Origin of the sequence: Vibrio breoganii (genome assembly GCF_024346795.1) — a bacterium.
GTDB lineage: Bacteria > Pseudomonadota > Gammaproteobacteria > Enterobacterales > Vibrionaceae > Vibrio > Vibrio breoganii.
The window spans coordinates 1656360-1682125 of sequence record NZ_AP024864.1; the positions used below are offsets into that span (position 1 = coordinate 1656360).

At 44.9% G+C, this 25766-nt stretch carries 22 protein-coding genes; 8 read left to right on the forward strand and 14 right to left on the reverse strand.

What is annotated here, in order from left to right; translation table 11 throughout:
- Positions 1 to 53 precede the first annotated feature (53 nt).
- From OCU35_RS07785 to OCU35_RS07830, 10 genes are all read right to left on the reverse strand, one after another.
- Complete coding sequence (locus OCU35_RS07785) at positions 54 to 3158, reverse strand: efflux RND transporter permease subunit (protein ID WP_261825118.1); 3105 nt, start codon at positions 3156 to 3158, stop codon at positions 54 to 56.
- The gene (locus tag OCU35_RS07790; RefSeq protein ID WP_261825119.1) at positions 3155 to 4249 is read right to left on the reverse strand and encodes an efflux RND transporter periplasmic adaptor subunit; all 1095 of its coding nucleotides are present in this window, start codon (positions 4247 to 4249) and stop codon (positions 3155 to 3157) included. The genes OCU35_RS07785 and OCU35_RS07790 overlap by 4 nt, the downstream gene beginning before the upstream one ends.
- Complete coding sequence (locus OCU35_RS07795) at positions 4246 to 5280, reverse strand: efflux RND transporter periplasmic adaptor subunit (protein ID WP_261825120.1); 1035 nt, start codon at positions 5278 to 5280, stop codon at positions 4246 to 4248. Before OCU35_RS07795 ends, OCU35_RS07790 begins: the two co-directional genes overlap by 4 nt.
- A gap of 394 nt (positions 5281 to 5674) precedes the next feature.
- Entirely contained in the window at positions 5675 to 6373 is a 699-nt protein-coding gene (locus tag OCU35_RS07800) for a VC0807 family protein (protein ID WP_017030817.1), read from the reverse strand.
- 170 nt (positions 6374 to 6543) lie between these two features.
- Positions 6544 to 7905, reverse strand: coding sequence for a serine hydrolase domain-containing protein (locus OCU35_RS07805; protein ID WP_261825121.1), 1362 nt, complete (start codon positions 7903 to 7905; stop codon positions 6544 to 6546).
- An 89-nt stretch (positions 7906 to 7994) separates the two neighbouring features.
- Complete coding sequence (locus tag OCU35_RS07810; protein WP_261825122.1) at positions 7995 to 9146, reverse strand: porin; 1152 nt, start codon at positions 9144 to 9146, stop codon at positions 7995 to 7997.
- A gap of 90 nt (positions 9147 to 9236) precedes the next feature.
- Positions 9237 to 10607, reverse strand: coding sequence for a serine hydrolase domain-containing protein (locus tag OCU35_RS07815; protein WP_261825123.1), 1371 nt, complete (start codon positions 10605 to 10607; stop codon positions 9237 to 9239).
- A 50-nt stretch (positions 10608 to 10657) separates the two neighbouring features.
- On the reverse strand, positions 10658 to 11401 hold the full coding sequence (locus OCU35_RS07820; protein WP_261825124.1) for a hypothetical protein: 744 nt from the start codon (positions 11399 to 11401) through the stop codon (positions 10658 to 10660).
- 319 nt (positions 11402 to 11720) lie between these two features.
- Positions 11721 to 12692: a helix-turn-helix domain-containing protein gene (locus OCU35_RS07825; protein WP_261825125.1), complete on the reverse strand. Its 972-nt coding sequence runs from the start codon at positions 12690 to 12692 to the stop codon at positions 11721 to 11723.
- A 152-nt stretch (positions 12693 to 12844) separates the two neighbouring features.
- On the reverse strand, positions 12845 to 14338 hold the full coding sequence (locus OCU35_RS07830; protein WP_261825126.1) for a peptide MFS transporter: 1494 nt from the start codon (positions 14336 to 14338) through the stop codon (positions 12845 to 12847).
- A gap of 410 nt (positions 14339 to 14748) precedes the next feature.
- Between OCU35_RS07830 and OCU35_RS07835 the strand changes: the two genes are divergently transcribed.
- The gene (locus OCU35_RS07835) at positions 14749 to 15423 is read left to right on the forward strand and encodes a hypothetical protein (RefSeq protein WP_017030824.1); all 675 of its coding nucleotides are present in this window, start codon (positions 14749 to 14751) and stop codon (positions 15421 to 15423) included.
- A gap of 69 nt (positions 15424 to 15492) precedes the next feature.
- Here OCU35_RS07835 and pspC read toward each other — a convergent pair whose 3' ends face one another.
- The 3 genes from pspC to pspA are packed head-to-tail and all read right to left on the reverse strand — an operon-like array spanning position 15493 to position 16778.
- Positions 15493 to 15876 carry an envelope stress response membrane protein PspC gene (pspC, locus tag OCU35_RS07840; protein ID WP_017030303.1) on the reverse strand — a complete coding sequence of 128 codons (384 nt, stop codon included), beginning with the start codon at positions 15874 to 15876 and terminating at the stop codon, positions 15493 to 15495.
- Positions 15873 to 16103, reverse strand: coding sequence for an envelope stress response membrane protein PspB (pspB, locus tag OCU35_RS07845; RefSeq protein ID WP_017030826.1), 231 nt, complete (start codon positions 16101 to 16103; stop codon positions 15873 to 15875). Before pspB ends, pspC begins: the two co-directional genes overlap by 4 nt.
- A gap of 9 nt (positions 16104 to 16112) precedes the next feature.
- Positions 16113 to 16778: a phage shock protein PspA gene (pspA, locus tag OCU35_RS07850; protein ID WP_017030305.1), complete on the reverse strand. Its 666-nt coding sequence runs from the start codon at positions 16776 to 16778 to the stop codon at positions 16113 to 16115.
- 276 nt (positions 16779 to 17054) lie between these two features.
- On the opposite strand from pspA, the gene pspF reads away from it, so the two are divergent.
- The 6 genes from pspF (at position 17055) to OCU35_RS07880 (ending at position 23387) form a co-directional block, all read left to right on the forward strand.
- On the forward strand, positions 17055 to 18044 hold the full coding sequence (gene pspF, locus OCU35_RS07855) for a phage shock protein operon transcriptional activator (protein WP_261825127.1): 990 nt from the start codon (positions 17055 to 17057) through the stop codon (positions 18042 to 18044).
- Between the two features lie 89 nt (positions 18045 to 18133).
- Positions 18134 to 19765, forward strand: coding sequence for an ABC transporter substrate-binding protein (locus OCU35_RS07860; RefSeq protein ID WP_102446501.1), 1632 nt, complete (start codon positions 18134 to 18136; stop codon positions 19763 to 19765).
- On the forward strand, positions 19765 to 20727 hold the full coding sequence (locus OCU35_RS07865) for an ABC transporter permease (RefSeq protein ID WP_017242859.1): 963 nt from the start codon (positions 19765 to 19767) through the stop codon (positions 20725 to 20727). The genes OCU35_RS07860 and OCU35_RS07865 overlap by 1 nt, the downstream gene beginning before the upstream one ends.
- Positions 20714 to 21601 (forward strand): ABC transporter permease subunit, encoded by an 888-nt coding sequence (locus OCU35_RS07870; RefSeq protein WP_017030309.1) that lies wholly within the window; start codon positions 20714 to 20716, stop codon positions 21599 to 21601. Before OCU35_RS07865 ends, OCU35_RS07870 begins: the two co-directional genes overlap by 14 nt.
- Positions 21601 to 22602: a peptide ABC transporter ATP-binding protein gene (locus OCU35_RS07875; protein WP_017030310.1), complete on the forward strand. Its 1002-nt coding sequence runs from the start codon at positions 21601 to 21603 to the stop codon at positions 22600 to 22602. Before OCU35_RS07870 ends, OCU35_RS07875 begins: the two co-directional genes overlap by 1 nt.
- Positions 22599 to 23387, forward strand: a complete 789-nt coding sequence (locus OCU35_RS07880) for a peptide ABC transporter ATP-binding protein (RefSeq protein WP_017030311.1) — start codon at positions 22599 to 22601, stop codon at positions 23385 to 23387. The genes OCU35_RS07875 and OCU35_RS07880 overlap by 4 nt, the downstream gene beginning before the upstream one ends.
- 86 nt (positions 23388 to 23473) lie before the next feature.
- Here OCU35_RS07880 and OCU35_RS07885 read toward each other — a convergent pair whose 3' ends face one another.
- Positions 23474 to 24379 (reverse strand): manganese-dependent inorganic pyrophosphatase, encoded by a 906-nt coding sequence (locus OCU35_RS07885; protein WP_017030312.1) that lies wholly within the window; start codon positions 24377 to 24379, stop codon positions 23474 to 23476.
- Positions 24380 to 24717: 338 nt separating this feature from the next.
- On the opposite strand from OCU35_RS07885, the gene cmoB reads away from it, so the two are divergent.
- Complete coding sequence (cmoB, locus tag OCU35_RS07890; RefSeq protein ID WP_261825128.1) at positions 24718 to 25692, forward strand: tRNA 5-methoxyuridine(34)/uridine 5-oxyacetic acid(34) synthase CmoB; 975 nt, start codon at positions 24718 to 24720, stop codon at positions 25690 to 25692.
- The last annotated feature ends 74 nt before the right edge of the window (positions 25693 to 25766 follow it).

The following is a 25766-nucleotide window of genomic DNA, read 5'->3' on the forward strand; positions in this document are numbered from 1 at the left end:
TGTGTAGTCTTTAATGAGTCCGGCAATTTCAAAGCCACATATTAGCGCTTAGTTTATGCCTGTTTTATTTCTATTCTGTGGAACATTTTGTACAACACAGGCACCACAATTAGGGTGAGTACTGTCGCAAAGCCCAAACCGAACATGATAGTTACTGCCATTGGTTTAAAGAAGATATCAGGAAGAAGCGGAATCATACCTAAAATGGTCGTGATTGCTGCCATACATACAGGTCTAACACGGCTCAGTGCCGCCTCAACTACCGCGGCATAGGCTTCTTTGCCTGATCGAATCTCAAGTTCAATCTGATCAATCAGTACGATACCGTTTTTCAATAGCATCCCTGACAAGCTCAAGAAGCCTAACAGCGCCATAAAGCCAAATGGCGTATTCAACAACAACAATCCGGTCGTTACACCAATCAAGGCCAAAGGTACTGTCAGCCAGACAATCAACGGCTCTTTCACTGAGTTAAACAAGAACACAGTGATCAAGAACATGAACAGGTAGCCCATTGGCATGCTTGAGAACAACGACCCTTTTGCGTCATTTGAAGACTCATATTCGCCCCCCCACTCCAAGCTGTAGCCTGGTGGAAGTTCAATAGCTTCAACCTTGGATTGAATACGCGCCTGCAAAGTCGCCGCTGTTTCTTCACCCAATATATCGGGGTCAGCAAACACGGTTAGCATACGTTTTCTGTTCTTACGAACAATCAACGGATCTTCCCAACGCACTTCATTACCTAAAGTGATCTGCTGCAAAGGAATGTAATCACTGAGCACTGGGCTCCAAATTTTCATCCCCTCAATGTTTCTAAAATCGACTCGCTCTGCTTCAGTCAAACGGGTCACTATAGGCATTAATGTAGTGCCATCTCGATATACCCCTACCGTCAAACCAGAGAACGACATTTGCAGAAATTGGTCCATATCGTTTTTACTGATCCCGTAACGACGAGCCTGACTCTCATTAAACTGAGGCTCAATCACTTTGGTACGCTCTCGCCAATCGTGGCGAACACCTGTAGTACCAGGATCGGCATTGAGAATATCCACCACTTGCCCCGCAACCGTTCGCAATATTGTTGGATCCGAACCTATGATTCGAGCTTCAATCTTGGCACCGCCACCTGGACCTAACTCGATTTGCTTCAACTTGTAGTCTATTTCAGGGTAGGTACTGGCGACATGCTCCCGGTATTTTCTCATCACATCATGCAAGACTTCGTAGCTTTCTACACGTGTCACTATCTCGCCATAGGCAGCATAGCTTTTCTCTGGAGTGTAGGTCAGCATAAAGCGTTCCAACCCCTTACCTGCGGTAGTCGTTACACTTTCAACGCCTTCTTGCTCGATCAACCAGTTTTCAATGGCTTTCATCTTGGTGTTGGTCACACGTATATCCGTGCCTTCAGGTAGCCAGATGTCCGACAAAAACATAGGTGTGGTAGAGGATGGGAAGAAGGCTTGCTTAATGAAGGTAAACCCATAGATGCTCACGCCTAGCGCGACCACTAATGTTGCGACCGTTATCCATGCGTTACGCATACAAAACTCGAGGAATTTCTTGTACATGACAAAAACAATTCCGTTGTACGGATCATCGCCTGCATCTTGATTAAACTTCTGTCCTTTAAAGAAAAGCTCAGCAAAGAAAGGCGTTAACGATATTGCCGTGAACCAAGACAGCATTAGCGAGATAAGCAATACCGAAAACAGAGTACGACAATATTCACCCGTGGAGTCTTCTGATAAGCCTATTGGCGCAAATGCGGTTACCGCAATGACTGTTGCACCCAGCAATGGCCATTTGGTTTGTGTCACTATGTCGGTTGCTGCTTGCAAGCGAGTCCGACCCCGCTGCGTCCCCACCAATATACCTTCAACCACCACAATGGCATTATCCACCAGCATCCCCAGTGCAATAACCAGAGCCCCCAGAGATATACGCTGTAGGTCGATGGCAAAGTATTTCATAAACACGAAAGTGCCTAATACGGTGACCAACAAAATCAGTCCAATCAATAAACCTGAACGTAGCCCCATAAAGAAGAGTAGTACCACGATAACGATGCCGACCGCTTGACCAAGACTGACCACGAAGCCGCTTACCGATTTATCCACTTCTTTAGGTTGGCTGTAGATTTCAGAAATATTGATGCCAACAGGCTGTTGGTATTTTAGCTCCGCTAAACGTCTATCGAGCAGTGCTCCGACTTTCACTACGTTTACACCCGCATTGAAAGAAATACCCATGTTTAGGGCAAAATTACCATTAAAATTGATTAAGTTACTCGGGACATCAATATAGCCACGCTTGATCTCCGCTACATCACGCAAATAGATCTGGCTAGAACTCCCCTGAGCAACATCAGTAATGATAAGGTCGCCAAGTTGATCTACATCCTGAAATTCGCCGGTTGGGTGAATTCGGACGTACTCATCACCCATTCGTACTGCACCTGCAGGAGTCACTATGTTTTGAGTATTGAGGAGATTTGCCACAGCTTCTGGAGCTATACCTAAGGTGTTAAGTCGCTTCATCGACATCTCGATAAACACTTGCTCTTGTTGATCGCCCGACACAGCAACTTTACTTATGCCTTCAACCAATTCAAGCTCACGGCGCAGGTAATCGACGTAATCAAGAAGTTCTTTATATGAGTAGCCTTCGCCTGTAACAGCGAGCAACACCCCAAACACATCGCCAAAGTCATCTATAACCGCGGGAGTATTGACTCCGGGAGGCAAAGTGCCATCTAAGTCGGTCACCTTACGACGCAGCTCATCCCAGATTTGAGGAAGATCATCAGGGCCATAGCTATTTTTCATGGTCACAGTGATCTGAGATAAACCTCGGCTTGAAATTGAATTAACCTCATCCACATAACTTAGCTGTTGAATGGCTTTTTCTATCGGGTAAGTCACCTCCTCTTCAACCTCTTGAGGAGTTGCCCCAGGGTAGCTAGTGACGACCATGGCGTCTTTGATGGTGAAAGCGGGGTCTTCAAGTCGTCCTAACTCAAAAAATGACGCAGCGCCGCCAATAAAAAAGATCAAAGAGATCATCCAACTGATCACTTTGTTCTTTATGAAATAGGCTGCGATTCCTTTGGTGCTTTCGTCGTCTTGCTGCTCGAGATTATCCTGGCTCATTGAACAGCCTCCTTCTTAATTACTTCCACTTCCGCTCCATCACGCAGTTGAGACATCCCTTTCACTACGATCTTTTCCGCCCCTTGCAAGCCACTAACAATTTGCACGGTTCTATTTTGAAGTTTTCCGAGCTCCACCAACTGCTTGCGCACTTTATTTCCTTCTAGAACCCAAATATAGGTTTCTGTCCGGTCCAGAAGGTCTCCGTCCATATTGACCACTGCCTTGAATGGCACATAAGAGCCCACGCTAACGTTCAATCCAGCCTCACTGCTTCTTGCTGTGACTTCTAGTGCCATACCATCGAGAATAATTTCTTTCTCAGGCATTGGCATAGTTAATGTCACGTTGTAAGTGCCGGTTGCAGGATCCGGTTCGGTGGTAAATTCTTTAATGGTCGCTTCGTAGATATTGCCACTTTCAACCTTTACCTTGGCAGTAACCTTACGTAAATCTCTCTGTGTAGGCTGATGGACAAACAAACGATCCGGTATCTGAATCAAGACTTCAACCGCATCCGTACTGTGAATATTGACTATCTGTTGACCTACTTGAATATTTTCAAAACGGTCAACATTGACACGAGAAATAATGCCATCGGCCGGTGCTTTAAGGGTCGTAAATTCCAAATATAATTTCGCCAACTGCAAATCAACCAGGGCAATATTGCGCTGCGCTGCTAGTTCATCATATTGTGACTGTGCTAATAACCCTTTTTTAACCAAAGGACCAGAACGTTTATACTGGCTGTTTATAGCGGCATAGCTTGCCCTTGTGTTGTCCACTGCAATTTGAAAGTCTCGTGTGTCTAGTTGGGCAATGACATCACCTTTCTTGACCCTATCACCCTCTTTAACTGGCAGTTGTGTGATTTCTCCCTGCACTCTAAAACTTAGATGAGAGCGTAGTGCCGCTTGTGCTACTGCGGGGAAATAAATGCGATCCGTCACTTCCGGTTCACCTAACTGAAGAATTTCCACTTTTGAAATATGGGTTGTTGGCTCTACGACGGGCCTTTCACAACCTGCCAATGCCACAGATAATCCCAATACTAGTGATCCTTTCGAGAGCCACTTCATTGCTAAACTCATAAGCCTCGCTCCTTAATCCACTCTCTGATCTTCATCCCTGATTCAAGCTCTCTTACTCCAGAAATAACGATTTGATCGCCGTCAACCAAGCCTGAAACAACTTCCCCTTCGCTACTAAGAGAGATAGCCACTTGTTCAACCATAAAGTCTTCTGTGACTTTCCATACACATTGGTCGCTGCCACAAGGAAACAATGAAGTTTCCGGAAGCTTTGTCGGTTTTTGACGCGGTAACATAACGCGAATATTCCCGGACATACCCGGTAGTATGCCAAGGTCGCTAGGACGCTCCATGATCATTGTGACCTTGTAACTGCCCGTGGAGTTGTCCGATTCCGTATCTATCTCTTGAAAGGTTAAAGGAAATTGTTGTTCAGGAAAGGAATCAAACACCATGAAGGACTCTATGACGTCGTATCCTCGAAAACGATTGAGCATAGAATCCGGTAATGGAAAAATAACCTTGAGTAAATCATTAGACTGGATATTCATTACACCCTGTTTGGCGGCTACATACTCAAAATTATCTATGTTAATCAGTGAAACAGTGCCATCGAACGGAGCGGTAAGTTTGGTATAACTGTAATTGGCTAGCGCTTGATCGTAATCTGCTCTGGCTGACTTATGAAGCGCCCTCGCCTGATCATATTCTTGCTCTGAAACCACTTTGTCCTTAATCAGTTTCTTCATTCGATCAAATTGCACTTGAGCCAAGTTAAAATTTGCCTTCGCTTGGGAGCGTAGTAATTTGTACTCTTTGTCATCCAATACCGCTAATACATCGCCCTTTTTAACGGGCAATCCAGCCGTAGCAGGTAATTCGATGAGTTCTCCAGGAACTCTGAAAGCAAGTACTGCACGGTCGCCTGCTGCAGAAGAGGCAGGGAACACACGTTCAAAACTTTTGTCTCCAACAGACACAGTGAGAAGTTTCGCTGGGCGAGATTCAGGCTCTGAAACGGCACTTTGCTTTTCTCCACACCCCACCAAGATGAGAGATGCACAAAACATCAAAAACCAATTGATACGCATAGTATTTCCTTATTGAGCGTCAATACCTTTAAAGATAGATGTTTCAAGATGTTAAATCTACTTTAAAAACCTGTTTTTAAAGCTTTTTCCTAATTAAATCACAATGTGTTTATAAAGCGTTCAGATGTTAATAAACATTACGAATTCACAATGCATTAATGATGATAGACAAAGACTTTGGGTCCGCTCTTTATCAATGTGACTGGTTTATTATCAATAAGATAGTTGAGAAGTGACGAATAAGGAGACAACAAGGAAAGAGTGCTCTCAAAGAGAGCTAAAAGAAGGGTGTTGTAGAGATGTTGATATGAAGAGATATTTGATACACGCGAAAACAAAAAACGCACCACAGGATCTGCAGTGCGTTTAATATCATGAATGACTTGAGGCTAGTTTACTTGGCTTGATGAAAAATCTGCTCTGTCTCTAGCGAGGTCATGCTACGGATTTGACGCCAAACATAGTAGAAGATACCCAGCATCATCAACATGCTAGGGATGGCAATCACTGGGTAGCTATACAAGGTCATTTTGCCAAGCTCTTCATTAAACGCTGCTGTACCTGCAGGGCTAGTAACAATGTAAGTCGCCAGCGCATAATTCATCACCGATGAGAACGCGAAGGTACTTGCAAACAAGTAGTTAGAGTTCATCAAGCAGCGATCAAACGCCTTTTCATTGCCACTCTCTTTTAAGCGCTCTTCAATCAGAGACAAATTCAACACGGTTTTATTGAATATCAGCTTTTGCATCAATGGATGACGGGTGAAGGTCGAAACCAATACCGCGATACCAATAAGGCCAGGAATTAGCGCCTCTTTCATTGCTAACCAGCGAGTGTCTAACTCAAGTAAGCCAATACCACCCGTTAAAAGAACACTCACAAAGCCAAGTGCTGCAATGAAATTAAACTTCTTATTGCGGATAAGTTCTAGGCCACCGTAAGCCACCGGGAACGACAAAGCCACAACAAGCGACAGCACAGTGCCTAGATGCTCGTCCCCACTAAACTTCATTAAGATGAACGACGGGATAAATACGTTAAACAGTATCTCGAATAGAGGATTAGATTTTTTGGTATTGGTACTACTCATAGTCTTCCAGTGTTACGCGCTATAGTTCTCTTTATTGGAGGGGATTGTTCCTTGCGTAGCTCCAAATGTAAAGCCCTTAAAGTTTAGCAATCATGACTAGAGTGATCAAAGCCGCGCTCATTCATAGATGAACACGGCCTAAGAGCTCAGTTCTAAGAATTAGTTCCGCTCTACTTTTCTTTTAGCGATTGTACAATTGCGCGAGCCATGGATTCTTCTTGGTTGTTTCCGTCACCGGTTGCAAACCAAGCAACAACAGTATCTGTCGATGGTGAGATATAGATACCTTGACCACCAACACCGGCTTTGTATATGTCCCCTTCAGAGGTGACTGCATCCCATTGGTAGCGGTTAGCAATGTTTCCTGCGTCATCAGCAAAATTGGTGGTGAGTTTTTTACCTAGATAACCTTTGTCGTATTGCTCAACGTAACTACGATCATTGATTTTTTCTAAGATTGAATCAGGAATGACTTTCTCACCGGCAATCTTTTCTGAGCTTGGTGTAAACGCCATACCAAAACGCGCTAAGTCACGTACGGTAGAGTTCACGCCCATAAAGCCAAGTGTGCTACCCGACGGACTTACCATGTAATAGGCATCGTGCTCCATACCTAGTTTGCTCCAAATACGGTCAGCAAACTGTTGGTACAGTGGTTTTTGGGCAACGCGCTCAACGATACGATTAATCACAAAGGTATTGATTGAGTTGTATTCAAATTTCTCGTGACCTGGAGTTTTACGCTCCATAGATCGCAGTACATCAACCCAGCCTTCGTTACGCTCACGAACATCAGGTAATACGCCTACAGCACCTGTTGCCGCCCAACGAAACCAAATTTGGTCTGGGTTGGTACGAGAATCTGGTGTTGCCTCATCATGCTCTGTGCCATTTAAGCCTGTTGCCATATCCAGCACTTCTTCTACTGCAACTGTATCCCACACTGAACCTTTTAGTTCCGTTAAGTAGGTAGTCACTGGCTTGCTCACATCCACTTTGCCTTCTTGCTCTAAGAACGCCAGCATGGTAGAGCCTGTCACTTTAGATACCGACATCCATAAGTGCTTGTCTTCTGGGCGCATCGTTTTGTAGCGTTCAAAAACAATTTGTCCATCTTGTACAACAACCATGGCATCAATCGGCTTGGTGTCAAAGTGCTGATCAACCGTGATTTGCTTGCCATCTTTGTTGTTCAGGTATTTTACGCTGTCGATACTTGAGTTGATCGCATATGGCAGCATAGAAACCTGACCACTGCGAGGCACTTGTACCGTATGGTAAAACTTAGACATATTCACCCAAGCAAATTCCGTTTCTGCAGAAGGGAACTGAATCTTTACCTTGTTCTCAGCTTGGTTGAAAAAGTTGCTAACATGCTGCATATCCGTCAAGGAAATAGCCGTGCTTAAGTCAGTTTTCTCCGCTAAAGTTGGCCCTTTCAAATTAGTCTCAACCGCTGTAGCGACACCAGCTCCCAAAGAGGTAAATAGTGCTAGCACCGATGAAATTTTATTAAATTTAAAGTTATACATAGTCTTTCTCACAAATGTTATTGAATACACACCAATGAGCGCAGCCAATTAATGGCTACCACTGGTGCTAGATTCTCTGGAGTAAAAAATTAAAAGGCGTAGTCAGCGGCGAAGATGACGCGATGATTGTCTCTCTCGTCCGACTCAGAACGCTCATAGGAGGTGTAGTTGTACTCAATACCAAGAGTAAGGCTTGGTCTTACGTTCCACTTGAGGTTTGCAAGAGCGAATTGGGTCTCAGTAAAGGTATCCTTTTGCCACGAAAATTCGTCCGCCTGCCATATGCCATAGCCTATCGTGGATTTCAGATTTTCCGTCCAGGAGTGACCTACTGCAGTCCACAGAGATTGGGACTCGCGTAAATGAAACTCTCCCGTTTGTTCATTAAACACAGGTCCTGTTTGACTCACACCTAGCACATAGCGGTCATTGCCACGGCTATTAAAATAAGCAATCTGAAAGTGGTCTTTTTCATTAAACTTGATACCACCAGACAGGTGAACCGCCCAGCCGTTGTCTGAGTAGGTTTTATTGTCGACTTTGTTTTTAGTTTTGATGTGAGAGACCAAACCCGCGGCACGGAACCAATACTGATCGGTATCCGTTTGTATTGCAGCGATAAAGTCTGGTATGTCACTTGCGTTGTCGAGATCCGTTTCGGAGTTATCCGGTGTTACATGGGCGTTGGTGCCACTTTCTAGAGCAAGATCATAACGAAAAGTACCAAAGCGTTGTGACCAACGCACCATAGGCTGACGGGTGAAGACAACACCGCTTAACGTCGGCTCGAGCACAGTATCTGGAAATCGGTTAAGATCCATTAAGGTTGACCATGTTTGACCCACCAGCAGAGCACCGCCTGCAAGGTTCCAATTGACATAAGCCTCTCGAAAGCGCAGATCCATTTTGCCGTTATTGCTACCATTAAAATCAATGGACACAAATGAACGTAAAGATTCATCTCCCTCAAGAGGAGTAAAGGTACCTAGGTTCAAGCGAGTAAGTGTCGTATCGATGGCGATATTCGACTCATCATTCGCACCGTACAAACCATTGGGGACATTATTAGCACCCTGGCCAGACACGTCACTATCAGCGATAACGGCGCCTACAATCTTGCCCGAAAACTCTAACTCGGTAGAAGCGGCTGCCCCTGACGCGCCAAATGTTAATGCGACAGTGACAAGTGAGAGTGGCCTCAACATGGTTTTTGGCAAAGAAGAAAATTTATATATTGTCATTGTGATTACTGCGTAAAAGTCCACTTGAAAAGGGTTCTGGTTGTAACAAGTACTCCCCAATAAAGGGCTACCTCTATGGGGAGCTATGACTTACTTGTCAGAAAGTTGCTTCGCCGCTTGGCGCAAGTAACCAGGAATTAAGTCAGGTGTGAGGTAAACCGGAGAGGTAGAGAACGCTACACCAACTACATCACGAGCAGGGTCAACATAGATAGTTTGGTACAAGTTACCGTGCTTCAATAACGCACCGTCTTCCCAAACCGCATCCCACTGGTGAGAGTTGTAGATTGGCATGTCTTGACCATGTGACGCTTTCACCCAAGAGTGGTCAGTAAAGTCACCGGCTAGGTAGGCTTTGTGATTTCCCCCTTTCTGCATGGTCTCTAGCACTTCGTTAGACACAACTTGCTCTTTCGACACTTTGTCCCAGCTTGGCGTAAATAGAAGAGCATAACGCGCCAAATCATCTAGACGGGTGTTAATCAGACCATAGGATATCGCGTGGCCGGCAGGTGATAGATTCACTTGCGCTGAAGCACGAGCACCGATCTTAGACCAAATACGATCTTCAAATACTTGAGTAAATGGTTGTTGAGTGATGTTCTCAATGGCAACGCCAAGTACTTTGGTAACTGTAGAGCTGTAGCGTGCGACTTCACCAGATGGCTCACCTTCAAGTGGTACGACATCGCGTAGTACTTTCATCTCGTCTTCTTTAACGCCATCAGCGTTAGTCACATGAAAATCAGCAGAAAGCATACGTTGGAAAACTGAGCGAGGGTTCAGCGTGTTGGCCGCATTTTCACTGATGTCGAGACCTGATGCCATGTTCATTGCATCTAGCATGATGACATCATCCCACTTAGTGCCTTTTAATTCTGGCACGTATTCAGTGATTGGTTTGCTCATATCCACTTTACCTTCAGCTTCGAGCATAGTGAGTATGGTACCAACGGTTGTCTTAGCGACCGATGCCCATAAGTGAGTATCGTAAGGGTTCATGCCAGGATACTCTTCATACACCACTTCACCGCCTTTCAAGATCATAATGCCTTGTGCACGGGTTTTCTCATCGTGGATGTAGTCTTTTAAAGAAGCGGATTCGGTGCCGTCCCCCATTGTGAACGTCAAATCATTAATAGATTCATTAATATTACGTTTTAGTACGCTCACTTCACCATGTGGCATCGCTAGCTCTGCTGGTATGTACTTAGTCATATTGATGGCGTAGTAAAGTGCATGGTCACCGCCCATTTGCATATGGAAGTTACCAAAGGCAGCGTTCGCTTCATCAATAAATTTCTTGTCAAAACCTTCTTTTACCTGAGTGACCGATATGACGGGTTTTGCACCTGGTTCAGAAAGCGCTTTATCCAGAGGAGACTCTGCACTGGCCATGCCAGATGCGAAAGTTGAAGTGACAAATAAAGCTGTATTTCGTAGTTTAAATTTGATGTTCATTTCATATACCTTGTGATAAGTGGCTATCGAATAGACTGATAAGGCAAAAATTAGAAGTAAAACTTGTAGTTAGCCCAGACAACGGTGTCGTTGTTTTTAAAGTTCTGGTGTTGCCCCTTAATACTGGTATCGGTGTTGACGATCTTGATTTGGCCCCAACGAGTTCTATCGGCATTAAATGGCGTCGACATTAGGAAATTGGTTGTGAGGATAGACATATCTACATCACCGCCAAGGTAGTTGTACTCAGGATATAGACCGAAATAGGTGCCATCATCACCTGCGGTATAAAATACATACAGCGCTGCAGAACCACCGATTGCGCTGTCATCGCTTATGCCAAACGTAGATAATGTTTCGTCTGAATATTGACCGGCTAACAAGCCAACTCTTGGGAAAATGTTCAGTCCTTTCACGCCTGAATTGATCGCAAGTGTTGCTCCTGCTGACACAGAAGTGAATAAACTGTTGTCGATTACATCAAGAGAGGCGGCGGCCTTAGGAACGATTGAGTTCGCCGTATCGAATACATGAAAATACTGGAAGCGACTATCAGTGTAGTCACCGGTATTGTCCATCGCGGCTTCAAGGGTGAACATGCCCTTTTGGCCGTTATCAAAGGTCATATCACCTGAGATTGAGCCCTTAAAGTTACCTTTGTTGTTGATCGAAACATAAGCAGAGGTATTGGTTTCCGTTAGATCAGAAGGGTCAGGTTGCTTTTCTTCAGCATTCACGTTAAACGCACAAGCGATAGAGGCAAATGCCACAAAGGATTTCATTTTCATTGTCATTACACAGTTCTCTAAGAGTGTATTGGCAAAATCCATCTTGTTAATTGCAGGAATCACTGCGCCATTTGAGGCTCACAGCTGAGTTCTCGCTTCATCCATGTGCAATATCTTAGAGGTTGCACAGTTGTCGATGAAGGTCACTTTCGGACATACAAAAGGTCATTTTCGGACATTTATTAACGTGGATAGTAATGAAATCTCACAAGGGCTTTAAAACACTAAAAAAATGGGATTACTAACTTAAGACATTGATAAAAAGCTTAAATCCAAGAAAGAAATTGAGGGTGATAGCCGTTCAAATAACAACAGAAAGCGGAAATCACTTTGCAGTTATTGTTTGCCTAATTTGCGCAGGTGTCTTGCCCGTTAAGCGTTTAATCGCACGATTGAAGTTCGATACATCGTTGTAGCCCATCCGATATGCAATGTCGCTGACGGTATCATCAGATGCTGTAAGCAATGTGTAGGTTTTGTTCAACACAGCCTCATTTCTTATTTGAGCAAAATTGGTGTCATGGTTTTTGAAGTAGCGATAGAGCGTCTTGTTAGTTACGCCAAACAAGGAGGCTAACCAATCTAGGGTAAAGGTAGGGAGATGACAATAACTGTCAGCGAGCAACTTTATCTCTTGAATATCTCTAGATTTGAGGGGAACTGAGGCTAGTGGCTCAAACGCATCCATAAACGGTAGCTCGATTTTCACAAAGGGTTGATCGTAAATAACCACTGTGTTCTTAAAAAGATAAGGCTCATATTTACCACCCAATTTCTCGCCAGTCATAATGTGAACATGACTGGGTTCCCAGTCGGATCCCAACCAATACCGGCATAAATGAATCAAAAAAGAGAGCCGAAACCACTCAATAACCTCATTACCGGGAAATGATGGATGTAACTCCCCTTTGTTACATAAACACCAATGCTGATTGAGTTTTTCTACCCAATAGGTAGTTTGCCGACTGAAAGAGTGCGAATTCACCACCATCGACTCTAAGGCTTGCTTGAGATCATCGTCAGGCTTGATGTAACCATGCTCAAGTCTCTTGAATTCAATTGCAGTCTCACGCCCTACTTCGATAGGCATGTTTTCAGAGGCGAGCGCAGCTATCTTTTTCAAAAACCAAGCATAGTTTTTCAACGGAAGCCACTCATCAGGATGAGGATACTCTAGGGGGAGCCCCTCTTCTTTTGCTTTCTGTCTCCACGGCAACTTACTGCGCTCCAAATAAGGAAGGAACATACGCATTGAAACAGATGAGGTAAGCAACAAAGACAGTGGCGTTTTAGGCATTCACTACGACCTAGTGTTTAGGGTTAAGAATAAGTGTAAGGCATCATGAGTTCGGCACATCGAAACACAATGATTTTTCTCTATCTGCCCATAAAATTAGACTTAGCTAGCTTAAAAAGGGTACTTCAAACTAGCTAAGTTCTTAATGGAATTTACACCGAATGTGCGGCTTCAGGCTTAGTATCACTGCTCGAACCTTGCTCACACTGCTCAGCCTTAGTCAGTAATATCTGAATCAGCTTTGAACAGAGTAAGGCAACACCAATCATCACCACCGCCATAATGGTGAGCAGTTGGAAGTATTCACCGTAGACGTTGTGTGCGATATCTTGGGTCAGCACTTGGCCCTTTTCCAATGCGATATTGGTCGATAAGGCTGCGCCGACAATTCCGCTCAACGCGATAGCAACCGAAAACAGGCTCACTGAGAAGTTCTCAATATGATGAGGCGCAACAGATAAGATGAATGCCACTACCATTGACCCTACAACCACCTCTGCAATCGCTTGGAAGAAATGCACTGCCAAGAAGACTTCAGGTCGAATAGCGACATCTGGCCCTACTGTAGAGATGAAGTAGGTCAAAATACCAAACGCGATAGTCGTGAGAACAAAGGCTATTGCAATCTTTGTGGAGGTAGAGAGGTTGATTCCTCTCTTCTCTAATGAATGAAAAGCGAAGGCCACAATCGGTCCGCCCACCATGCACCATAGAGGGTTCATTGCCATTGCGGCTTCTGGCTCTAGAGGAATGAAACCAAACAAGCTGCCCTTTAGAGTATTCATTGCAACGATGTTCATTGAGGTCATCATCTGACCGTAGTAAACAAAGAAACAGGTTGTCAGAAAGGTCACAATCAAGATGGTGCCCATTTTCAAGCTTTCTGAGCGCTCGACTTTAAACATCAAGAAGATAAAGTACACAATCGCTAACACACCAATGGCATAGACGATGTTTTGCCCCACATCCATATTCGAAAACATGAAAAACACCAAGGCAATCATTGCGACTGAAGCAACCGCAAAGATCAGCCAATTAGTGAGAGACACAGCTGCTTGGTCGATGGGTTTGCCCATTTGCTTAAAGCTTTTGTGGAGCACTAATAATACAAATAGCGCAACCGCTGCCATGATGGCGGATACGGTAAAACCACCACTAAACCCAATGTAGAGCACCAGCATAGGGAATAGATACTGGCCTAAGAATGCGCCAATATTATTTACCGAGTAGTTAATGGGAAAGCCTTTCTCGAAATCTTGGTGCGAAGAAAAGGTTCGCTTATAAAGACTAGGATAGGACGGAGACATCAAGCCTCGCCCATAACTTGCAAGCGCAATACCCGCCATAGCCGTTGGCACATGCAGGCTGGTCGCGCCAACAACTAACAGAAAGTAGCCAGCGACGAATGCCAGATAACTAATGGTTAGAGAGCGATAAGCTCCAAGTAGTTTGTCAGCAATAAAGCCACCAGCAATGGCAAACAAAGGGCCTATCGCTGCGAATGCGCCAACGACCATCATGGTATCGGCTTCACTGTAATTAAGGTCTTCAAGAAAGAATCGAGTCAGACTGACAAGCACGCCATAAAAAGAGAGCCCGAAGAGCATCTGACAAAGCATCATCGATTTGTTTAATTTATTCCACATGATCGGTTTCTCATGGTTGAGGATTTTAGTTCTAAATTGAGGGTAGAAATGCTTGAGGGCTCAACGAATTTGATGAGCATCGTGGGTTCCATAGGCCATACAACCCCATGCATATTAAGGAAAGAACGCATTGTAAGGGCGGAGCTTGGTAATAAATACTCGCGATTAGAGGACAGCGTCCATCAACAATATAAAACGAGTGGAATGGATTTTTTGGCGTGAAATTAGCCTTTCATCTGCTCAATCTGCTGGTGGGAGAAAAGAGCAATTTGAAAATGAGTTATCGATCAATATTCTATTAACCTGAGCGTACAAAACTGTCTAATCAATCACGTTAAGTCATACAATACTATTGTATCCTTTTGTCATTCTAATAAAGGAATGCACCAATAAAACGTGGGAAAAAGATTATGAAAAAAGTGTATCTAGGTCTAGCTATTGCAGGTTTACTGGCAGGTTGTGCTGCTCCAAGCGATAGTGCAAAAACTGAAATGGCGGCACCAGCTGCAAACGAAGCAAGCATGGTTGTTGCGGCAGGTACAGGTGACAACCTAGTAGCAGATCCACATATCGTAGAGTTTCGTGCTAACAGCGGTAAAAGTGATGTTTGGAAGAAACACGCAGACAAAAACAATGGCCTTGGCGACGTAGGTAGCTCGAAGGTATCAGCGTTTGAAGATGAAGGCTCTGTGCGTATTCGCTTTATCAGTGCATCTGATGACTTTTCTGCAATGCCAGGTCTAAGCCAACAAGTAAATGGCTTAGCACCAAACACAGATTACGTGCTATCTCTTTACGTTGAAGACAAAAAAGGTGGAGCATCACCAACGTCTGTTGTTGTTGGCGCTACCGATGCTGCAGGTCAAGAACTAGCAGAACAAGAATTCCACGTAGCGAGCATGAACAACGCTCCTCACGCAGACAGAAAGTCTTTCCGTCAAGTTGCGGTTGAATTTAACTCTGGTGGCAACACGTCTGCAACGATCTTTGCAAAACTAAAAGTCGATGACGCTTCTGCAATCACTGGCGATATTGGCAAAGCCTCTGAGATCCGCGTTGACGCATTCTCTCTAGCGAAAAAGTAATTACTTTTAAGCTTCAATAAAAAACGCCAATCATAGATTATGATTGGCGTTTTTTTGTTTCAAAAAAGACTACAAATTTCTAAAAGCGGCATTGGTCTTTCTGGTATCTGAGGTCACATACGCCTCCATCTTTCTAAGACTTGTTTCCATTTCTTCGAAATCTTGTTCCATCACGGTAAGCAATTCTTTGGGTGCCTTACCTGACTGCCACGGCTTTTGCTTCATTTGATGGTCAAATTGCTGCTGCCTAGTTTGAAAGATTTGCGGTGATTGCTTCTCAAGCATTAAGCTTGCGGCGAAATACGCTAATACCATAACAAAGCCGCCGCCAAGTAGAGCTGCCGATACAAACAAGATTCGTACTACCCAGACTTCAATACCGAAGCGCGCGGCAATACCTGCACACACACCTGTCAGCTTCCCATTGTGGGTGTCTCGATATAATCCTCTCATTGATTAGACCTCCAACTCGGTGACTCCGCATCCAAGATCTTCTCTAGGGTTTCGATGCGTTGCTTCATCTGCACCGCTTTCGATGACAGTTGTTGGAGTTGCTCCCTTTCATCGCCAGACAAGCCCTGCCCTAGCTTACGCTTGCTTCTGTAATGCAAAATCAACCATAACGGGGCAACAAAGATTAAGAAAACACTCAATGGTACCGTGATCAATGCTGTAGACATTTCGCCCCCTTATTGGTCTTTATTAATCGAATTCTTCATTTTTTGCAGCTCTTGCTCTATTTCATCATCGGCTTGCAACTCGGCAAACTGATCATCAAGGCTCGGCTCTTTACCGACTTGATAACTGTCTGCATCAGCCTCTAATCGATCTATCTTTTGTTCGTATTGCTCAAACTTAGCCAGCGTATCTTTAGTACGGCTGTTGTGCAGGTGTTGCTGAACATCCTTACGACTTTTAGCTGCATTTTGACGCATTGCTAGAGCAGATTGGCGAGCTCGAGTTTCATTAATCTTGGTCTCAAGTTTGCCTACCTCATCACTCAACTTAGTGATGGTTTCTTCAACCAAGGTCTGCTCAGTATGCAAAGATTTCATCACTTTAGTGATGCGCTGTTTTTCTATTAGCGCTGCACGTGCAAGCTCTTCTCTACCACGACTTAGTGCCAATGAGGCTTTTTGTTGCCAATCTTCAACCTGCTCTTCCACCTGCGCCACTCTGCGCTGAAGCTCTTTTCGCTCTGCTAGTGCTTTGGCTGAGCTTGTGCGTACCTCGACTAAGGTATCTTCCATTTCTTGGATAATAAGGCGGATCATTTTTTCTGGATCTTCTGCCTTATCCAACAACGAGTTAATATTTGAGTTCACTATGTCAGCAAAACGAGAAAAAATACCCATCTTATCTCTCCTTTATCGGTATTGTTTGTGGCGACGTGTTTCGCGCCTACTACCTGCTACTATCCAAATTGCATGCCAAACTTGAACAGTTAGCTTCACGCTGATAATTGATAGTTACAATAACTATGATAAACAATAGGTTATGAAGAACTTCGCTGTTCTTTTAATTAAAGGTAAGCGATATGCACTTGATCTCCAACATGCAAAACGTTTGACTTTAACTGTGAATAGTAAATTATTAACCACTAATCGGTTAAAAATACCAACAGGGATATCATGCAACAGACACTGATCGGTCAATCTAGCCCATTTTTTGCTGTATTAGATAAAGTCTCTAGGCTTGCACCTATTGAGCGGCCTGTGTTGATTATTGGCGACCGTGGAACAGGTAAGGAGTTAATTGCTCAGCGACTGCATTACCTATCTAGGCGGTGGGACAAGCCACTAATCAGTCTAAATTGTGCCGCGCTCAGTGAAGGTGTGGTTGATTCAGAGCTGTTTGGTCATGAAGCAGGGTCATTTTCTGGGGCAACAGGCAAACACCAAGGCCGCTTTGAGCGTGCCGAGAGTGGCAGTTTATTTTTGGACGAATTAGCGACAACGCCACTCTCAGTGCAAGAGAAGTTATTGAGGGTTATCGAATACGGGGAGTATGAACGAGTTGGGGGCAGTCGCATCCTGCAATCCGATGTCAGGCTCATTTGTGCCACCAATGCTGACCTTCCCGAGCTTGCGGAGCAACAAAAATTCCGCGCAGATCTATTAGACAGGCTGGCCTTCGATGTGGTGTTACTACCCAGCTTGAAAGAGCGACTGGAAGATATTCCACTTCTGGCCGAGCACTTTGCTTTGCGCATGTGCCAAGAACTGGGACTGCCGCTATTCAATGGCTTTAGCGCTCAATGTCAGCAACAGTTATTGGACTATACTTGGCCTGGTAATATCAGGGAACTCAAGAACGTCGTCGAACGAGCCATCTATCTTAACCCCGAGCCGGACACACCTATCCAAGAACTGGTATTTGACCCCTTTGCTAAACCTAATGTCACCACTGAACCGACCGGCAAAGTATCCGTAGAACAGAAAGCTGAAGTGACCATCGCCTCTTTACCCCTTGATTATAAAAAGTGGCAGCATGATCAGGATATTGAATTGCTCAATAAGGCCTTACAAGAAGCACAACATAATCAGAAGAAAGCCGCAGGTCTGCTAGGATTGAGTTATCACCAATTTAGAGGAATGCTTAGAAAGTATAAAATGGTTTAGGATCAATGATTAACCCAATGGAGCTTAAAGGCAATAAGTGTTAGATTATGCAGATCATTCTAAAGAAACAATTAGTGGTGCCTTAGTCTATGAAGGCGAATATCTGGAGAACGCTTCAACTCGGATTCGTGGGTATGTGCACCCTCATTGTATCCGGTTGTGGTGATATCGAAGTCTCCGATCAGATCAAACAAGATGGATTCATATTTTGTGGTCAAGGAACACCCAGTTCTTTTAACCCTCAATTAGTCGACAACGACATTGCTGCAGAAGCCTTGGGTCCTCAGATCTTTAATACCTTAGTGCATTTATCCAATAAAGACTTGGAGCTAGAACCTATGCTAGCCTCCAGTTGGACTGTGGATGAATCAGGCACTATTTATCAGTTTAACCTGCGACCTGACGTCTCTTTTCAAACCACTGACTGGTTTACTCCAACCCGTAAGCTCAGCGCACAAGACGTGGTATTTACCTTTGAGCGAATTATCGATAGCAGCCATCCGTTCCACTATGTCAGTGGTGGTACTTACCCTTGGTTTGAGGCGATTGGCTTCAAGCGCATCTTAAAAGAGGTTAAGGCTGTTGATGAGCATACGGTTCAGTTTGAGCTTTTTAAGCCAGACAATACGTTCTTAACCAACCTTTCCACGACTTACTCGAGCATACATTCATCTGAATATGCCAATCAGTTACTGGCAAAGGATCAGAAGCAAAACCTTGATCAGCTTCCTGTAGGCACAGGGCCGTTTTATCTAGACCAATTTAGCGTCAATGATTATATACGTCTGCGTCGCAACCCCGACTTTTGGGGAACTCCAGCTAAAATGGAGCAAGTTGTACTCGACATTACCTCCCGTGGTACAGGCACCTTAGCAAAGCTTTTGCGCAGTGAGTGTGACGTTTTATTCTCGCCTCGTTCCAGCCAGATCCCAACCATTCAAGCGCATCCCGACTTGGTGTTGCAGGCATACCCAAGCATGAACGTAGCCTTTATAGCGCTTCGCACGCTAAACCCTGCCCTTAACGATGCCCGAGTGCGAAAGGCGCTAAACCTAGCCATTAATCGTGACGCAATTATCGACTCGGTCTACTACGGATATGGCACATCGGCCTATTCAATATTGCCACCCGAATCATGGGCTTATCAAAAAAACTCCAGCCAGGTACGCTACGATCGCAATTATGCGAGGGCGCTGATTCGTGAGGCGGGTTATGGCACGGGACTGGAGTTGTCTTTGTGGGTTGCGCTAGAGCCCACAGCCTATAACCCAAGCCCGAGAAAAGTCGCAGAACTTCTGCAGTCAAACTTTGCCGATATTGGTGTAAAGCTCAACATCTTTCTTGACGAACGCTTATCGCGCTCAACCTTCCAAAGCGTTGCAGAAGCCGACATGATTTTAACGGGCTGGAATGCTGATACCAGTGATCCAGATAACTTCTTTCGTCCATTGCTCTCTTGCGGAGCAGACAGAGCGGGCCTGAACATTGCTTCTTGGTGTAATCCAGACTTTGATGCCTTGATTGATATCGCGAAAGAAACCACGCAAAAGCGTCATCGCTTTAACTTATATCGCCAAGCACAAAATTTGCTAAACGAAGAAGTGCCTATTATCCCTATCGCTCATGGCATGCAGTTTCAGGCTAAGCACAAGTCTCTAAAAGGATTTGATGCGAGTCCATTTAATACTCTGAGCTTTGAAAACGTTGAGAGGAGCAAGTAGTGTTTATATACGCCATTCGACGTTTCAATCTATTCGTCATTACCCTGATGATCTTAACCCTAGTGGGTTACAGCATCCTTCGTTTAGACCCAACTTCACCTTGGGCTATTTCTGACTTTTGGCAGGGATGGACACTGTACCTTCATGAAATTAGCCAGTTAGACTTTGGCTCAACCGCTCAAGGTACTCCCGTTTTTGACGAAGTTAAGGTGGTATTTACCGCAACACTTGAGCTGTGTTTCTTTGCCTTTATTCTCGCGCTGTGCATCGGCCTTCCCTTAGGTACGCTTGCAGGAATGCGCCAGAACAAATGGGCAGATCGATTGATCTCGTTCTTTTCTATGGCGGGATACTCTGCCCCGCTGTTTTGGGTTGCCTTGTTATTGGTGATGCTATTCTCTCTGCGTCTGGAGTGGTTGCCTATCTCAGGTCGCTACAACCTGCTGTACGATATCCCACATATCACAGGCTTTGCGATGATAGACGCATGGCTCAGTGATAGCCCTAACCGAGAAGAAGCCTTTACTAGTGTTGTGATGCACCTGATCTTGCCAGCTTTAGTATTGGCACTCGCGCCTACCACACACTTCATAAGACTGATGCGCGCTTCCGTGGCGGATGTGATTGGTAAAAACTACATTCGCGTAGCCAAAATTAAAGGCCTTTCAAAGGTTGAGATCATTTTTGAGCACGTGTTACGTAACGCTATTCCGCCAATCATCCCACTTATCGGCGTACAACTCTCGAGTATGCTTACATTCGCCATCATTACCGAGTCTATCTTTAACTGGCCGGGAATTGGGCGTTGGCTGCTTGATGCAGTGAGCAACCGTGATTACGTTTCTATTCAAGCGGGAGTCATGGTGGTGGCTACTTTTGTATTGGCAACGCAGATCCTGTCAGAGTTGGTCGGTACGCTGATTAATCCATTAGCAAGGAAGGAATGGTATGCTAAATACTAGTGTCTACCTCGAAGAGAGTATACCCACTCAACGCGAACGCTTTTGGCGCCATTTTCGTAGCAACAACCTAGCGATGTTTGGGCTATGGAATCTCGGTGTGATTCTATTTATCACCCTGATTTCTCAGTTGATTGCACCGCATGATCCCCTTGCACAATCTTCAGTACTGCTGCAGCCACCCTCGTGGGCTAAAGAAGGCAGTATCGATTATTTCTTGGGAACAGACGACTTAGGCCGTGACATACTGTCGCGCCTGCTAAGTGGCTCGCAGATCACCATTGGTTCAGCCATTTTCATTACCTTAATTGCCGCGTTTATTGGTTGTATTATTGGCGCGCTAGCGGGTATGACTAAGGGCTTACTATCGAGTATTCTGAATCACCTGCTCGATACGGTAATGTCGATTCCTTCGTTGCTACTTGCGCTTATCTTTGTGGCGTTTCTAGGCACGGGTATGACATCGATAATGATGGCCATTTGCCTTGCCTTGATCCCTCGATTTATTCGCAGTGTCTACCAAACCATTCATGCGGAGGTTGAGAAAGACTACATCATGTCAGCCAAACTTGATGGCGCTGACAAGTGGTACCTACTCACTGTCTCCATATTACCGAACGTACTAGCGCCTATTGCGGCAGAATTTACCTTTGCTTTAACCATCGCGCTACTCGACATTACCGCTCTCGGTTTTCTTGGCCTTGGCGCTCAAGCACCAAGTCCAGAATGGGGAGCTATCTTGGGAGATTCCGTTGAACTTATCTATCTGGCTCCGTGGACAGTGGTCCTTCCGGGACTTGCCATCATGTATAGCGTAATCACCATTAACCTCGTTGGTGAAGGGGTTCGTGACGCCCTTAATGCAGGAGTTGAGTAATGCCTGTATTGGATTTTAGACACGTCACTATAGAGATTGATACCCCTCAGGGAATGGTTAAAGCAGTTGACCGCATGAGCTTAACCATCAATGAAGGCGAAATCCGAGGGTTAGTAGGCGAATCGGGCTCAGGTAAGAGCCTGCTTGCAAAGGCCATTGTTGGGCTGGAAAAAGAAAACTGGAAGATCACCGCAGACCGAATGCGCCTCGGTGACGTTGACCTTTTGGCGCTCAAGCCAAAAGAGCGACGAAAGGTTATCGCGCGAGAGATTGCGATGATTTTCCAAGAGCCCTCCACCTGCTTGGATCCCAGTGAGCGCGTAGGTCGCCAACTTGCCGAGTCTATCCCCTCTAGAACTTTTGAAGGCAAATGGTGGCAACGTTGGGGCTGGCGTAAGAAAACCTCCATTGCACTGCTGCATAAAGTGGGTATTAAAGAGCACACCCGCATTATGCGAAGCTATCCCTATGAACTCACTGACGGTGAGTGCCAGAAGGTAATGATTGCGATGGCGATTGCCGCCAAGCCAAAGATCTTGATTGCTGATGAGCCTACCAACGACCTTGACCCCATAACGCAGACGCAAATTTTGCGACTACTGAGTAGAATGAATCAGGTAAACAACACCACAATTTTGCTTATCGGACACGACCTTGCAGCCATTACTCAATGGGCTAAGAAGATCACCGTAATGTATTGCGGGCAAAGTGTTGAGTCTGCGCCAACAGATAAGTTGATGGCGGCGCCAAAACACCCCTACACTCAAGCACTTCTTGAAGCCCTGCCTGACTTTAGTGGTTGGCTTCCGCATAAACAGAAATTGCAATCTCTGCCGGGAAGCATCCCGCCGCTTCAGCACTTGCCGATCGGTTGTCGATTAGGGCCGCGTTGTCCCTATGCACAACACAAATGCGTAAAGGCGCCCTACTCTAAAAAAGAAAAAGGCCATAAGTACAATTGTCATTTCCCTCTCAACACCAAAGCTAAGGTGAGTGAATGAGCTCGTTACTAGAGGTTAAGGACCTAAGTAAAACCTTCGTCAACCGCTATGGGCTATTTAGAAAGCAGTACTTTGATGCGGTAAAGCCAGTCAGTTTTACTCTAGAACCCGGTCAGACATTGGCATTAATAGGACAAAACTCTTCTGGCAAGTCTACGTTAGCTAAGATGCTAGCGGGAGTAATAGAGCCAAGTTCAGGAGAGATCTTTGTTAACGGCGAAAAGCTAGAACACAAAGACTATGCAACTCGTTGTAAATTAATACGCGTGATCTTCCAAGACCCCAACTCCTCCTTGAATCCACGCATTCAGATTGGTCGAATCCTAGAAGGTCCGCTAAAAAGAAACACCGCCATGCCACCAGAGGCACGCAAGCGACGCGTAATTGAAACGCTAAGACGTGTGGGTTTGCTGCCTGAGCATGCGTATTTCTACCCGCAAATGTTGGCTGCTGGACAAAAACAGAGGGTCTGTATTGCAAGGGCTCTAATACTTCAGCCTTCGATCATCATTGCTGATGAAGCGCTAAATGGTCTAGATATGGCAATGAGATCGCAGATCATTAACCTCTTGCTAGAACTGCAAGATGAAATGGGCTTGTCGTTTATCTATGTATCTCAGCAAATTGGTATCGTTAAGCACATCTCAGATAAAGTAATGGTGATGTCTCACGGTGAAGTGGTGGAAGCGGGTGATACGCAAAAGGTATTATCTGATCCCCAACACGCCATTACCCAGAAGCTAGTTGATAACCACTTTTATAAGGCGCCAAATTACTCTAAGTAACATTGAGCGTTGACTTAGAACCCACAATAAAAAAAGGGCAGGATGATCACTCACCCTGCCCTTACTATTTTGCTATAACGCGTAGCTTATACTAGCTCAGCTTGTAGCCAAGGCCAGCCTTGTTTCTTACGGCTTAGCGTATTTTCCATCATAAGAACGCCATTATCCGCGTGCTTGTCTAGCTTCTCAGCCCACTCACCTTTGTAAAGAAGACGAGTGGTTGCTGAAGTGATGTCTGTTAGCATAACAGCTGCAAACGCTAGGCCTTGTTCGTCACAGCGACGCACAAGGTCTTGCTCAAGCGCTTCGATTTGACCATCAACTTGCTCAAGGGTTGCAAGCTCAATCTGACCCACAACAACATCACGACCATTGAATGGGTATGCTTTAAGGTCTTTTTCTACCAGTTGTGCTGGCGATAGGCCTTCGATGTCTGTCTTAGCAATCAGAAGTGCTTTAATGAATGCATCAATGTCGTCAACACCCGCAATTTGAGCTAGCTCTTGTACTGCATCTTTATCTTTTTGAGTACATGTTGGAGAAGCGAAACCTACTGTGTCAGATAGGATAGCTGACATCATTAGCTTAGCGATTGCTGGAGCAATCTCTGCACCCTCAATCTTGAACATGTTGAAAAGAACTGTACAAGAACAGCCTACAGGCCAGATCCACGCTTCAAGTGGGTTAATTGTCATCACATCACCCAAACGGTGGTGATCAACGATACCTACGATTTCTGCTTCGTTCACGTCATCAGGTGCTTGAGCTAGGTCACTGTAGTCAACTAGCCAAACTTTTTCACCCGCAACTGAATCGCGAAATTCTGGTTGCTCTAGACCTGCTACATTAAGAATGTGCTGAGTCTCGCGGTTAATTTCTCCTTGACGAATTGGCTTAGCGTCTAGGCCACGAGCCTTAAGAAGTTCAGTAGCAGCTAAAGCTGAACAAATACTATCGCTATCTGGGTTTTTATGACCAACAACTAAAATCATCACTGTTCCTATAATGTTATCCAATGTTACGTCTACTATTAGACGTTATAGTGCGGACATTATACCCAATCAGTTTCAAGTTTCTAGTTATCTACTTGGGTTTAAACCGTTATCTGCCTGGCTTGAGAGTCCGTTAGTGCTATGTGAAAACCTTGCTTGTTTAAGGGGCTTTATCCAACATCTGTCCTAAGCAATTTTCAATGGCTGTTAACAAGGGCACAAACAACCGTCATTTAACCTAGATTTGACACGAATTCAGGATAAAAACTATCAATTTTAATTGATGCAGTGTATCGTTTCGCTCGCTCAAATCAATGTTCAGTAACAAGTTGAATAGCATGTTTAATTTTGCCAATTTTTATCAATTAATTGCTCAAGACACGCGCTTACAGCCGTGGCTAGAGACCCTACCTAAACAGCTTGCTGACTGGCAAAGCGCCGAGCACGGTGATTTTGACCGCTGGTTACGAGCTCTCAATAAGATACCTGCGCTCACGCCGGATAACATCGAATTGCAGTACGAGGTCAGTGTTTCTAACTCTCACCCCCTCATTGACGGTGAAAAAAAGAAACTAGAAAGCCTGCTAAAAACGTTCCACCCGTGGCGTAAAGGTCCATTTACCCTGCACGACATCCACATTGATACCGAATGGCGATCAGACTGGAAGTGGGATCGTTTACTTCCGCACATCTCCCCTTTGAAAAACCGTTCTGTGTTGGATGTAGGCTGTGGTAATGGTTACCACATGTGGCGAATGCTGGGAGCGGGTGCAAGAATGTGCGTAGGGATAGATCCATCACATCTTTTCCTAGTGCAGTTTGAAGCTGTGCGTAAGTTGATGAACAATGACCAGCGAATTCACCTTCTTCCACTTGGAATTGAACAACTACCTGAACTTAAAGCCTTCGATACAGTCTTCAGTATGGGCGTGCTCTATCACAGACGTTCTCCTCTTGATCATATCCTACAGTTGAAAAATCAACTTCTGCCCGGTGGCGAGTTGATCTTAGAAACCTTAGTGATTGAAGGTGATGAGAATGCGGTGCTAGTACCTGCTGATCGTTACGCTCAGATGCGCAATGTGTACTTCTTCCCTTCAGCCAAAGCGCTTAAGGTGTGGATGGAAAAATGCGGATTGGTTGATGTGAGAATTGTCGACGAAAACACGACTTCGGTAGGCGAACAAAGAACAACGGAATGGATGAAACACAACTCACTACCTGAGTACCTTGATCCAGAAGACCCAAGTAAAACTGTCGAAGGCTACCCTGCTCCGCGCAGAGCCATACTGGTTGCAAAAAATCCAGGTTAATTGGATTCACTGATGTAAGTTTGTTCACTAAATGAATATCAGTTAAAACATTGAAAATTATCAATGTTTTTTTA